This window comes from Hohaiivirga grylli, from assembly GCF_039655745.1.
In the GTDB taxonomy this organism is placed as follows: Bacteria; Pseudomonadota; Alphaproteobacteria; order Rhizobiales; family Beijerinckiaceae; genus Hohaiivirga; species Hohaiivirga grylli.
On sequence record NZ_JBBYXI010000009.1, the window covers coordinates 1 to 14,385 of the forward strand.

The window sequence follows — 14,385 nt, forward strand, 5'->3', positions numbered from 1 at the left end:
ACGCGAAGCTGTACCGGAAAAGCTAAATGAACCCTGCCCCATAACAAATACCCGTGACTTCTGAATTAATATTATTACTCGGTCAGCCCCTCGCTTAACCGAAGATGTCGCGGGAAAATATATCCTAGAACAAAAAAATATCCTAATGAAAATTACCAACGTAATATGTGGATTATTTTTCTAATAAAAAATCTGAAAAACATAAGAAAACCATACATTACAACGAATAGGAAAAATCATACAAATTACACGAATAAAAATATTCCTTGCTAATTTTTTAAACCTCGGCCATCTGATTCATTAATAAAACAGTAACTCTGTGAGGCAGTCTGTGGGGCAGAAATATCGATTCAGAACATTACTGCATGTATTCAGCATGCTTCTACTAGCAGGCAGCGCAGCAGCGCAGCAGCCAGAGGCCGCTGAAAACAGGTTTGATGATTGGGAACTCTCCTGTAACCCGCAACCAGCAACTCAACAGTCTGGCTGCAGGATTTCACAACAGCTTGCAATACAGGAAAGTGGCAAAACGGTTTTCGCTGTCACAATCCTGCCCGGAGAGAAAAAGAATGAGCTTGTTGGTGTCGTCTCCATTCCACTGGGGGGATATATCGCACCCGGAATTGAGCTCCGTATTGACAATAAAAATGCTTACAAAATTCTGGTTGAAACCTGTAACACCAGTGGATGCCATGCCGGTTTTACCGTTAGCCCCAAACTCCAGCGGGAATTAATGGCTGGCAAAAAAGCACAGTTCAGAATCTGGACAACGAAAGCTCAGCCAACTGATGTTACCGTATCTTTAACAGGCATAAAAAAGGCAATTGAAGCTCTGCATAAAAGAGGGGCGCAATAATGACTAAAAACTTTCTATCATCCACTGCCCTTAAACTATGTTTCATTGCCATTATGGGTTCTGTCTGCTCGCTCTCAGCAGCACATGCACAGATTGTACCCGACCAGAATACGTCTACCAGCGTCTCAATAGGCGCTATGGGACGCCCAACTGTTTCCATTGCGCCCGCCACACCAGGCGGCGTCTCTATGAATACATACAACCAGTTTTCGGTAATGCCAGTCGGTGCCAATCTCGATAATTTAAACGTTCGCGCCAATACAATCGTTAATCAGGTGACATCCAGCAACCGCAGCTATCTTTATGGACCAATTGAGGTCCTGGGATCCCGCGCTCATGTCATTGTTGCGAACCCGAATGGCATCACGATTGACGGTGGATCTTTTATTAATACCGGTAACGTCATCCTATCCGGCGGGACTGTTCGCCTGAACGGAGCTGGCGCGCCCATTATTCCAACCGGCTCAGGCGATATCTACGTTGGGCCCGGTGGGCTGACAGGAGCAATGACCGCACTCCATCTTGCTGCTGCACGGCTCAAAATTGATGGGCCTGTTGTTAATGAAAACGTCAGCCCAAACGCAGAGATTTCATTATTAGCCGGCAATTCTGAATTGACAGCTGATCCGACTGTTCCTGCCTCAAGCACTCTCAGGCCCTATGTTACCGAACGCAAAGACCTTGGCGGCACATCAACTGAGTACCTCGTTGACGTAACACCTCAAGGGTACATGCAGGGTAGCAAGGTCAAAATTGCAGTTTCAGCCAAAGGTGCCGGGGTCTCCTTTGCGGGGCGAGGTTACTCAACAATTGGTGAGTTTCAGATTGATGCTTCGGGAAAAATCTCAAGCAGGGGCGGACTGATCAATGGCGAGAAAAGTGTTAAACTGACAGGTGGTTCTGTTGAAATTCTGAACAGTCCTCAGAATCAGGCCTTTGTCAGTAGCAATGCAGGCCCTATCACAATCATTGCCAATGCTGGCAACATCGACATTGAAGGCTCTATTATCGGTGAGGTGCAGGGATCTGCAGATTCTGACTCAAAAGGAGCTGTAACCCTGAAAGCAACTGGAGATATCTCTCTGCTTTCAGAGAATGCAGACCGCCTGGCGATTGTTTACGGATCGCGTGGCAATGTCGATATCGATGCTGGCGGTAATCTGAATAATACGGATGCACGTATCCTTTCAAACAACAACATTCATCTGAAAGCCGGTGGTAATCTAAACAACACAACGACAATTATTGATGCAGTCAATAATGGTGCTCCAATAATTACCATTACCAGGAAACGCACCTGGAATTCCTGGCTCTTCGGTAAGAAAAAGCGCGTTGTTACAACCTTTGATTACGGGAAAACACGTATTGATGATCGGGCCCTTATTTTTGGCTCATCAATCTCTATTGAAGCAGGCGATATTGTAAACAGCGGCGAAATATCAGCAGCTGAAGGCTCGCTGTCTATTGTTGCAAAGTCCCTCAAGAATGAGGCTGTCTGGACTGGTACCCTTTCAATAATAAAACAATGCGGTGTTGTTTGCTGGTCAAAAGGAATGGCTGATATCAATACCATCGGTGGCGTGATGAATGCGCAATATGGGTTATCCATTCATGCTTCCGACTACGTCATAAATGAAGGAGGGTGGTTGGTCTCATATGGTGATATGGAGATTTACGCCCCGACAGTTGAATCACGAGCCGCCTATGTTCCATTTGTCATCAATCGTGTCGGAGGCCTGGGCAACCTCTGGAGTGGTAGCAACGCAAGAGTGGCTTATCAGCCTCTTGGTGGCTATATCTATGCCCCTGTGGGCTCACTAGCAATCCATTCAGAGAAAGCCGTTGTGCTCGATGGTGGCCTGATACAGGGCGGTTCTGACAATGAAGATATCCCTGCTGGTATCTTTGAGGTTAGACCACCACTGCAGAATATTGGCCCGTTAAATCCGTATCATCTTGGTATTTTCAAGGATATTCTACCATGAACAGATGCCTGTTTCTCATCTGTTCAGCCGCTCTCACCGGTTTGTTATCAAACGCAGCTTATGCAAATGAACCGCCTCAATTAAGAGGCGCCAATATCACGCTTGTAACAAAGAAACTATCCCCGCCTGTAAAAGACTATAACCCCAAAGCCTGTTTTCCGGTCAGAGAAATACAGGTCAATGGTATCGAGCTTCTTGATGTCCAGCAGTTAAGAAAAAAGCTGGAACCGTTAGCTGCGAACTGTCTGGATAACGCGCTTGCCAATGCAATTGTAACAGCAATCAATGACGAACATGTCGAGAAGGGATATATAACAACTCAGGGCAATCTGCCAGATCAAGACATCGTCGCATCTGGTCGTCTCGTTGTAAACGTCTATACAGGTCGTATCGATAAAATCATTTACAACGAACCCCAGACGGACGAGAGTCTTCCAATATCAGAAAGATGGAGCAGAGGCTGGAAAAATGTTTCAGAAGCCAAAGGTGTCTGGGGCACTTTAAGCGCTGCATCACGCTGGCTTGATACCCTTGATGATCCACTGGATGATTTTCAGCTCTTCAATGTTCCGGGCCTGAGGCAATGGCTAAGTTTTGAGGGCTCCGAAGGTGATGTTGTGCATATTGATGATGTACAGCGCAATGCCGATTTTATGAATCGGGTACCGTCTAATAAAGCTGAAGCAAAATTTGAAGCAGGCAGTAAGCCCGCAACCAGTAATGTCGTCTATACCAATAACAGATCTGACAGCTTCAGAATAAAAGTTGGCTATGAGACCAACGGCGCAGCACTTAATGGCACCGGCTCAACAGTTGATCGCCGTATGCGTGTCGACATCTATAAAGACAACCTGATTGGCCTTAATGACTCATGGCAGACTTCCCTTGCCAGTGGCCTCAGTACCAATGAAGCAACCGCAGCTTTTTCACTGCCTATCCGGCGCTTCACATTGGGACTGAGCGGCTCTTATTCTGAAAGTCTCAGCAGCCTCCAGTCAGGTGTCGATCTCTTTACCCGCACAGGAATTGTGACAGGAAGTCTGTCCTACAATCTGGAAAGAAATAAGGATATCCAAAGCTCCATTGACACGTCTCTGACCTGGCGCCGCCAAGATAGGCATATTAATGATGCCAGACTTGAAGACCAGAGGTTCTCGATTGCCCGCATTGGATTTTCACGAACCCATCTTTTGGAAGGTGCCAATTTTTATTATGGGCTGGGTTTCAATAAAGGTCTCACAATCTGGAATGCAATCAGAGACAAACATGATATTACCAGTTCAGAGCCTAGGGCACAGTTCTGGAAGCTCGATGCATCAACCGGTTTCTCAAAAGGATTTCAGGATATTGGAACGTTCCGGATTGATTTGTCCGGTCAATGGACTGACCATCCCCTCTATTCGGATGACCAGTTAACTCTGGGCTCTTCTTCCTCTGTACGTGGCTTTACAAGTATTGCCGCAAAAGTTGACCGCGGTTTCGTTGTTCGGTCTGAATTCAGCTTTGTGCTACCAGTTGATCGTATTCTGGGAGATAAGAAAGAAGATCTCCTTCTGGCTCATGAAATCCTGACCTCTGCGCAACCATTCGTATTCATTGATTATGGTTATGGTCGAGATTTGGCAAACAAAACTGATATTTCCCGATCAGGGGCAGGTTTTGGTTTGCGCTATAACCATGGGCGACTGAATTTCGATATCGCCTATGCCCATCCCATTTTTGAAACCGGCACAAAGAATAAAAGAAGTCCTGAAATTTATCTGACTGCTTCCATGAAGCTATTTTGAGGGTTTAATATGTTATTGAAATCTTTAAAAACACTGGCATTTGGTGTTGCCATATCATCTTGTGCGGCGGGCCTTGCTCTGGCACAAAAGAACGAAGCCACTGCTCCTCAGAAACCACAAATCCAGACAAACGCTAAATCAGCTGAAACGGCTTTAAAAGATGGCATCACTGCTTTAGATGCCAAGGATTATGGCAAGGCTGTTCAGGAATTTAATGCTGCCTTCCTATCGGGTCAGCCTGATGGCGGCTTCTATCTGGGGCGTATGGTTGAATTGGGTGTTGGCATGCAAGCCGATATGGATAAGGCACGTGTCCTTTATCTGGCTGCCGCTGAAAAGGGATCTGCCAAAGCAATCAATCGCGTCGGACTGATGCATTTTCGCGGTGAAGGCGTTTTGCAGGATTACAAGACAGCAGCTAGCATGATCTGTAAGGCTGCCGACCTTGGCGACAGAGATGCCGCCTATAACTGCGCCGGGCTCTATCTGGAAGGTAAAGGTGTCACAAAAGATACCACAAAGGCTGTTTCTTATTATGAAAAGTCCGCGAATGCAGGCCATATCGGAGCACTGAATTCTCTCGGCTTTCTCTATACCAATGGCAATGACACCGTTAAGCAGGATTTTGCCAAGGCCAAAAACTATTTCGAAAAAGCCGCGGCTCAGGGCAATCCTGTCGGATTATTTGAGATGGCAAGAATGTATGAAAACGGGCAGAGTGTCAGCAAAGACCTGGTCAAGGCCCATGTCTATTATAATCTCGCCGCTGCCAGACAACTCCCCTCAGCTCCTGCTGCCCTGGAACGCATCAGCGCACAGCTGTCAGCAACAGATCTGGAAAAGGCACAGACAGAGGCCAAAAACTGGAAACCTGTCCTACAATAAGGGTGGGTTTTATTTAAACCTATCAAGCCTCTTACAATAGAATAACTACTGATATGAAAGTCCCCAGAGTTTTTTACTCCGGGGGCTGGCTTTTCTAGCTTAGATTACCAAGTATATTTCGTACCAAACTGGGCACTTATTGCATTATGATTCCGGTCACCAATCTGGCCGGCAATATGCCCTCCGACAGACCAGTTCTTTGCAAACTCACCCTGGACCCCAAGCTTGATTTCCGCAATGTTGCGCGAGGCCCCACCCTTTACGTAATCCGCGTTCATCAGAACCCCTCCACTCTTCTGGCGATACCACCAGTTAGCTTCCATATAAGGTCGCAGCGTCCTGCCATCCGCATAAGTATAGATACCATAGAAACGACCGCCGATACGGGTCATAAAGCCATCATCATTCTTCAGCCGAACAACAGTTCCACCCTGTTCAACATAGGTATCTGCATTGTAGTTCACGTAGATAACCTGAACCTGTGGCTCGAACATGACACGCCAGTTTTCTGAACGATTCAGCTCGAATGAATGGCCAATCTCAAGAGAGGCGGTAAAAGTCTCACTTTTATATTTCTCTTTCTGGAGACCAATTCCTTTCACCTCATTATCGTACCAGCCATACTGGGTCCATCCATCCGCATAAAAGCCCAGACCATCCTTTTCACTCTCGTACCACGTACCGTAGACACCAACGGAATAACCATCAACCCGGCCATCGGCTTGATAGAATGAGCGAATACGTGAAGATGCCTTTGTGTCTGCCCGGCCAATTCCGCCCATCACACCGCCGTGAAAAGTACCAGCCTGACCTTCAAGGTATAACAGGTCAACACCAAGCTGAGCCGTCCAGATTTCAGATTGAGTATTCAATGTCCCTTGGCCCGCTTTGCCATTGGAAAGCCGCCCGGTAACCCGTCCCCATCCTGCATAAGTATTCGGCTCTGCACCATTCTCTGTCTGGGCATATCCCTGACGGTCACGCAGAGTTGTGATAAACATGCTTTGCGCAACCTGCTGGTTTGCAAGATAAATTCCTGCTTCAGGGCGATAGGTCGGCTTTCTCGGCTCGATATCCGGCTCTTGCGGTACAACACCCGGTTCTTCCGGCCCAACATCTGGCTCAACAATAATTGGAGTATTAAAGGAAACCAGATAGAAACTGTCTGACTGCCTGCCACTGCCACCGCGTACGAGGTTATAATCATAAGCACCCGCTGTCAGAGACTGGGTCGTCGAACGGTACCCCGGGGACCTTGGATCAAGCGTAAAGCTGTCTTCCGATGTTGTTGCGCCATTAATGGCACTCACGACCATGATACCGACATCAGTCTGCGCACCCGTACCGCCCTGATTACGGATCAGGAGTTTTGATGGCCCGTCTGCAGAACTATCATCCAGCACAATCTGATCCGTCAGCGAAGCATCATTATTCAGAATCGTATTCAGGACAAACGTACCGTTATCGCCTGTCAGCGAGTTTGTAATTGTCAATGTCTTCCCGACAGAACCTCCGGCAACAATAACTGTTCCCGCATTCTGCAGCATTGAAATCGTCTGATTGGTTCCGTTCAGATCAAGCGTCCCCGCACTCTGAACGGCAAAGATCGACGACGGACTGAAGGCACTGACTCCACCAGCTTTCAGCGTACCACCCGCAACAGTTGTTACTCCGGTGTAGCTATTGGTGCCGGTCAGCGTGGTTACCCCGGAAAGGACATTAACCCTTCCGCGTCCGGACATGGAAGGAGCGAAATTATAGCTGGTGCCTTCAAAAGCCGTATGGTTGAAGACAATTGTGCCATTACCGGATCCAAATACAAGTACAGAAGCATCCAGTACTCCCGGAGCGCTGGCTGGATCTGTTGCAGCAGCGCCAATATTGATGACACCCGTCGTTTCGATATTGCTTGCAACCAGAACCCTTCCATCTGACCTGACGAGAGCATTATCAGCAATTGTCAGCGAGCCTTTACCACGGCGCCCGACAGCAAGATCACCAGTATTAATCCAGCTGGAGCCATTCCCGGTCACCACAACTTTAGCGTTACTGCGAGACTCAATGGCAATATCTGCCGAGGTATTTGAAACAAAGCCACCATCCGAGATGATAAGTTCTGCACTACTACCAGAAGCGTGTCCCATCTCAAGGTAACCGCTGTTGATCCAGCGGGAATTATCACCGGTTACGACAACTGACCCTACAGAATTCCCCGAATACCCGATATAGGCATGAGAGGCATTGGTCACCAGTCCGCCATCCGAAATATGCAATGAACCGGTTCCGCTGCTGCCAACTCCCAGGTAACCACTGTTATTCCATTGCGACCCTGATCCGGTAACAATAACCATACCCTGAGAACCAGAAGAATTTGCGATTATTCCAGAAGTGTTTGAGACAACACCGCCATCAGCTATTCTGAGAGTAGCATTCCCGCTACCTCCGACAGTCAGACCACTTGCATTGATCCATTGCGATCCGGGACCGGTTACCTCGGCAGAACCCTCACTTCCAGCGTTAGATGCAACACTTGCTAATCCATTGTTTGTTACAAGACCTCCGTCAGAAACCGTCAGAGAACCAGTCCCCTTGTAAGCAACAAGCAATGACGTATCACTATTGAGCCAGTGTGAGCCAGCTCCGGTTACAACGACACTTCCCTCTGAACCGGAATTATATCCAATATAACCATTCCTATTTGAAACCAGCCCGCCATCTGAAATAAGAAGTGAACCGGTGCCATCACTTCCAAGCATCAGATAATCTCCAAACAGCAACTGTGACCCGGCACCACTGACTTCTACATGACCTTGAGCTGTATTACTTACTCCAATCACACCAGGTCCACCGACAGAGACAAGGCCCCCACCGGAAATTTTCAATAGCCCCGTACTCTTACGTCCCACCGTAGCATTAACATTTACAAGCAGTTGAGAACCCGTACCAGTAACCTCTAAACTTCCTGATGAGCCTGCTTCTGATCCTATTGTAACGTCTCGTGTAGAAACCAGCCCACCGTCAGAAATCACGACAGAACCGGTACCTCCTCCCTCCCCAACAAGCAAAGTAAACGAATTATTTTTCCATTGAGAACCATTCCCTGTGACAACAACTGTCGCTGTACTGCCAGCCCCTTTGGCAACAGCTGCTCCGACACTCGTAACCAGAGCTCCGTCAGAGATGGTCAGCCAGGCATTGGGCGTACCAATGGCGTACAGCCCAATGTCCAGGTAACCGCTGTTAATCCACTCAGAACCTGCACCGGTAACTAGGACACCACTCGTACTGCTACTGTTTTGTGTCATTGCGATAGTGGCTGAAGTATTAGAAACTTTGCCACCACCAGAAATGGTCAGTGAGCCGTTAACTTGTAACGAACTGCTGATGGTCCACTGTGTATTATTGCCTTTAACTTCTACAATCCCACTACTACTAATATATCCCTGATAACCTGTAGTAACCACACCACCATCTGCAATGATAAAGGATCCACTCCCACCATTCTGTCCAACATATATCGCATGGGTAACATCCCAGCGTGAGCCACTGCCTGTTACCTCTACGGCCCCTGTTGAGCCAGCAGCATAACCAATGTTACCGGAATGACTGGAAACCACCCCACCATCTGAAACCTTCAGTGAACCGTTGCCATTATAGCCAATGAACAGATTAGTGGAGTTCGTCCAGATTGAACCAGCACCATTGACTTCAACAGACCCTGTAGCCCCGGCGTCATGGCCAATAAAACCCACTGTGTTTGAAACAGTACCACCACTGATTATCAGTGAACCATTTCCTGTATGGCCAACAGTGAGAGTATTGCCAATATTCCACGGTGATGTCTGTGTTCCAGGCACTGTTTCAGGTGTATCAATATAAACCTGTGCAGACAAAGAAGAGACACAGGCCACAACTGCCGCAACAGCTATACCTGTACGTAAATGAAAATACTTGGAATTCCCCACAACTCCCTCCAGAGCCAAATAGCAAATATCATTTAGTATTTGCTTGTTTAGTCAGAGCAAAACCTTGCTCATCAATTTCAAAAGCGGTTATATATGCCCTGTAAAAGGCATAACTATACCGTTGCAAATGAATATCATTTGCATTGATTCGCTGATTCTCTAATCATTATTCAGTTCTGATTTTAAATATTAAAATCAGAACAATGCATTGATATTATTCAATTTTCTTAATCGTACCCCGCATGCTTTTATTGTTTGAAATAGGCGCAATATTATTAAAATAAAGCGCTTTATATTTAAAAACTAACATTTATATTATAATTAAACAAGCAAGTTGTATTATAAATATATTGATATATGTCAAAGAATAATTTAGAATATTATTTTTCAGTATAAATAATAAATAAGCCCTGCCTTTTGACCAAAAGGCAGGGCTTTTATTTCTACAATTACAGAGCTTTTACCAAGTATATTTTACACCAAGCTGACCACCGATGGCGTTATAATTACGATCACCAATCTGGCCGGAAGCATGCCCCCAGACGGACCAGTTCCGCGCAAACTCACCCTGAACACCAAGCTTGATCTCAGCAAGGTTCTTGGGAGCGCCGCCCTTCACGTAATCACCATTCATCAGCAGGGCACCACTCTTCTGATGATGCCACCAGTTCGCTTCCATGTAAGGGCGTAAGGTACTGCCATCTTCATAGGTATAAATACCATATAAGCGACCACCAACCCGCGTGATGAACCCGTCATCATTCTTCAGCCGAACAACAGTTCCACTCTGCTCAATATGGCGGTCTGCGCTGTAATTCACATAGATAACCTGTGCCTGAGGCTCAAACATAATGCGCCAGTTATCTGAATGAGACAGTTCAAATCCATAACCAACCTCCAGAGAGGCAGTGAAGGTTTCACTGTTATATTCCTCTTTCGTCAGGCCAACACCCCGGACCTCATTGTCATACCAGCCATACTGGGCCCAGCCATCTGCATAAAGGCCGGTGCCATCCTTCTCATTCTGATACCAGGTGCCATACACACCAACAGAATAACCATCAACCGAGCCATCTGCTTTATACTGTGACCGCATCCGGGAAGATGCCTTGGTATCGGCTTTACCAAACCCACCCATCAGACCGGCATGCATCGTGCCATGCTGTCCCTCAAGATAGAGAAGATCGACTCCAAGCTGCGCCATCCAGACATCGGCCTGCGTGTTCAGTGAGCCGCTCCCGGCCTGCCCCTTCGACCGGTTTCCGGTAGCACGGCCCCAGCCTGCATAGCTGTTACCCTGTTTGCCATTCACGGTTTGCGCATAACCTTCACGATCCCGCAAAGTGGTCATGAACATTGTCTGTGCAACCCGCTGGTTAGATAAGTAGATACCAGCTTCCGGGCGGTAGGTGGGAATTGCAGGCACAGCAGAGGAGCCTTTATTACCACCTGAGATATCAGGTTGCGGAGAAGAACCATTTCCCTTATCCGGTGTCGTACCTGGTTCAGGGTCAGGCTGAGGCTGAGGCTCAGGTGTCGGCACGACAGGACTGTCAAAAGACGTCAGATAGAAACTGTTGGCATCGCCACCATTGCCACCTCGAACAAGACTGTAGTCATAAGCACCTGCTACAATCGACTGTGTGGTTGATCTATACCCGGATGAGGCTGGGCTGAGAACAAAGCTGTCTTCCGATGTCGTTGCGCCATTAACCGCGCTGACCACCATAATCCCTACCTTCGTTTTGGTACCCGTTCCGCCCTGATTATTAATGACAAGGCTGGAGGCTCCTGATGCTGAACCGCCATCCAGAATAATCTGGTCAGTTGCGGAAGCATCACCATCCAACACCGTGTTCATAATGAATGAACCACCATTTCCTGCCAGAGCACCTGTAATAGTAAGGGTGTTCCCAACAGATGTACTGCTGGCCAGAGAAACAGTTCCCGCGTTAGCCAGCGAGGCAATTGTCTGGCTGGTTCCGTTCAGGTCCAGCGTCCCGGCGCTCTCAACCACGAAATCCGAAGCCGGACTGAAAGCACTTGCAGCCCCTGCTTTAAGCGTCCCACCAGCAACAGTCGTTGTACCGCTATAAATATTGTTACCGGTAAATGTTGTGACACCGGCAAGAACATTAACGGTACCATTACCGGATATGCGAGGGGCAAAAGTGTAGTTGTCAGTTTCAACTGCCGTATGGTTGAAAACAATGGTACCATTACCTGCACCAAAAGCAACAGAAGGCGTATTTATTGTTCCCGGAGCAACTGGTATTCCACCCGCTTCGGCACCAATACTGAGAAAACCTGAAGCAGACTGACGATTAGCAATGATTACAGTTCCCGTTACGACACCACCATCTGATATCACGAGAGAACCAGTACCATTTTCCCCAACCCTTAAATAACCATTGTTATTCCATTGAGAACCAGCACCAGTAACTTCAACAAAACCCTCACCCGTTAGCTGTGTTCCTATATTTGCATCTTGGTTGCTTGTAACCTGTCCACCGTCAGTAATGGTAAGTGTGCCATTACCAGAATAACCAACATCGAAAGTACCTATATTATTCCAGCTTGATCCAACTCCGGTTACCTTAACTATCCCTGTGGAACCAACCTCATAACCAATTGAAGCCTGTACATTTGAAACAGCTCCACCATCTGCTATGAATAGTGACCCCGTTCCGGAATAGCCAACTCTTAAATAACCATTGTTATTCCAATGCGACCCTGTACCGGTAACGACAGCAGTTCCCTGACTATTACTACTGTATCCAATCATACTATATGATTTATTCGAGACTGAACCACCGTCTGATATCACGAGAGACCCAGTACCATTTTCCCCAACTCTTAAATAACCATTGTTATTCCATTGAGACCCAGCACCAGTAACTTCAACAAGACCCTCGCCTCTTACCTGTGTTCCTATAGTTGCACCTTGGCTGTTTGTAACCTGTCCACCGTCAGAAATAGTAAGCGTGCCCTTACCAGAACCACCAACACTTAGAGCTCCAGTATTAATCCAGGTTGATCCGGCTCCAGTAACAACAACGTTCCCTTGGCCACTACTGCCAATATGACTATATGTATTTGAAACAGTTCCGCCATCTGAGATCAAAAGTGAACCGGTCCCGGCACTCCCAACAGTCAAACCAGCTGTACTGGTCCAGCTGGACCCGGTTCCAGTAACAACAACATTGCTTGTGGACTGGTTATAGCGGCCAATCACACCCATGCCACTTGTGACCTGCCCTCCATCAGAAATGGTAAGCGTGCCATTACCAAAATTACCTACATACAGATACGCCGTACTACCTATAATATTCCAGGTCGATCCGGCACCGGTGACAACAGCAGCCCCTGTAGCATAATTACCTATATAGCTAGAAGTACTATATCCTGTAGTGTTGGCACTTGTAACAGTCGCACCATTGGAAATAATGAGGTAGCCATTGCTATTACCAGATTGCCCAACGTACATACCGCCAGTAGTATTCCAGCTTGATCCAGCACCGGTAACGACGACAATTCCTTTAGAATCGTCAGACTTACCAATAGATGATCCGTTGCTTGAAACAGTCGCACCATCAGAAATGGTAAGTGAGCCATTCCCGGAATAACCAACGTCCATACCGCCAGTAGTATTCCAGCTTGATCCAGCACCGGTAACAACAACAGTTCCAGTGGAACCAGACATCATACCAATCCGGTTATGAGCAGAAGTATCTAATACATTAACCGTTGCCCCATCAGAAATAGTAAGTGAAGCATTACCATAGAAGCCGACATATAAGTGCGCGACGTCCCAGCTTGATCCAGTCCCTGTTACCTCGACTGTCCCAGTGGAGCCAGACATCATACCAATAGAGGCTGCAGCTGCACTTGAAACAATTCCTCCGTTAGAAATAGTGAGTGAAGCGTCACCGTAATAGCCAACCAATAGAGTACCATTAGGATCATTTACACCTGTGCCTGCACTGATGATATTCCAGTTTGATCCCGCACCGGTAACAACAACAGTTCCAGTAGAACCCGTCTCATAGCCAATGTTACTGGTTGTACTTATAACAGAACCACCATTACTGATAGAAAGAGAACCAGTTCCAGTATTACCAATATAAAGTTTATCACTCACATTCCATGGCGATGACTGCGTACCGGGTACCGTTTCATTAGTGTCGATATAAACTTGTGCCTGCAAGGATGAAGTAAAAGAAAAAATTGCAATTGCAGCTACACTTGCATAGAAGCCAAAACGAGAAGTATTCATTAGTCTTTCCGAAGATTTAATGGAAATATTCAGATCATTCATGATCCGGTTGAAGATTTTGGATGTAAAAGACGCAGCCTAAGTGCGTTTGTTTTTTGCGATTCTATTTTTCAAACGCGCGTTATGAGGCTTAACCTGCTTGGCAAGCATAGAGCGCTTACGGCTCAACGCCGGTGCAACAACCGGATAATCCGGGGGCAGTGACCATTTTTCACGGTACTGCTCAACTGTCATATTGAATTGGTTACGCAGATAACGCTTGAGGCTTTTGACCTTCTGGCCATTTTCAAGGCAAATCAGATAGTCATCTGAGATGCTTTCCTCAATCGAGATGATTGACTTGGATTTATTCAGACTCTCACTGAATTTCTTTTGGCAACTATTTTCCGCATTCAAGGCCTCGAGAGCCGCGCGGTGAATGTTACTCAGGAGAGGAGCAATACGCTCTTCAGAACAATCTGTTTTCTGCAGATAGCTAATAATAATGGCAACAGCGGCAGAAAAGGCTGGAGCATCATCGTTTGGAACGAATCCGGAAAAGGAATCAGCGTATTTCCCGCTCGACCCACTTAATATGGGGGGGGGGGGGGGGGGGGGGGGTAAATTTTGTTAAATTTTTTATTTTTAAATG

Annotated in this window: 7 protein-coding genes; 4 read left to right on the plus strand and 3 right to left on the minus strand. The window is 46.9% G+C overall.

The window, feature by feature from the left end; genetic code table 11:
- The first annotated feature begins 376 nt into the window (after positions 1-376).
- From WJT86_RS11945 to WJT86_RS11960, 4 genes are read left to right on the plus strand one after another with little or no spacing between them, the layout of a single operon-like run.
- Positions 377-856 (plus strand): invasion associated locus B family protein, encoded by a 480-nt coding sequence (locus WJT86_RS11945; protein WP_346337814.1) that lies wholly within the window; start codon positions 377-379, stop codon positions 854-856.
- Positions 856-2,841 carry a filamentous hemagglutinin N-terminal domain-containing protein gene (locus WJT86_RS11950; protein WP_346337815.1) on the plus strand — a complete coding sequence of 662 codons (1,986 nt, stop codon included), beginning with the start codon at positions 856-858 and terminating at the stop codon, positions 2,839-2,841. Before WJT86_RS11945 ends, WJT86_RS11950 begins: the two co-directional genes overlap by 1 nt.
- Positions 2,838-4,628 carry a ShlB/FhaC/HecB family hemolysin secretion/activation protein gene (locus tag WJT86_RS11955; protein WP_346337816.1) on the plus strand — a complete coding sequence of 597 codons (1,791 nt, stop codon included), beginning with the start codon at positions 2,838-2,840 and terminating at the stop codon, positions 4,626-4,628. Before WJT86_RS11950 ends, WJT86_RS11955 begins: the two co-directional genes overlap by 4 nt.
- Positions 4,629-4,637: 9 nt before the next feature.
- On the plus strand, positions 4,638-5,513 hold the full coding sequence (locus tag WJT86_RS11960) for a tetratricopeptide repeat protein (RefSeq protein ID WP_346337817.1): 876 nt from the start codon (positions 4,638-4,640) through the stop codon (positions 5,511-5,513).
- Between the two features lie 104 nt (positions 5,514-5,617).
- On the opposite strand, the gene WJT86_RS11965 is transcribed toward WJT86_RS11960, so the two are convergent.
- The 3 genes from WJT86_RS11965 to WJT86_RS11975 all read right to left on the minus strand — a co-directional run bounded on the left by WJT86_RS11965 (position 5,618) and on the right by WJT86_RS11975 (position 14,330).
- On the minus strand, positions 5,618-9,478 hold the full coding sequence (locus WJT86_RS11965) for an autotransporter outer membrane beta-barrel domain-containing protein (protein ID WP_346337818.1): 3,861 nt from the start codon (positions 9,476-9,478) through the stop codon (positions 5,618-5,620).
- 460 nt (positions 9,479-9,938) lie between these two features.
- Complete coding sequence (locus WJT86_RS11970; RefSeq protein WP_346337819.1) at positions 9,939-13,754, minus strand: autotransporter outer membrane beta-barrel domain-containing protein; 3,816 nt, start codon at positions 13,752-13,754, stop codon at positions 9,939-9,941.
- Positions 13,755-13,832: 78 nt separating this feature from the next.
- A complete protein-coding gene (locus tag WJT86_RS11975) occupies positions 13,833-14,330 on the minus strand; it encodes a MucR family transcriptional regulator (RefSeq protein WP_346337820.1) in 498 nt (165 codons plus the stop codon).
- Positions 14,331-14,385 lie beyond the last annotated feature (55 nt).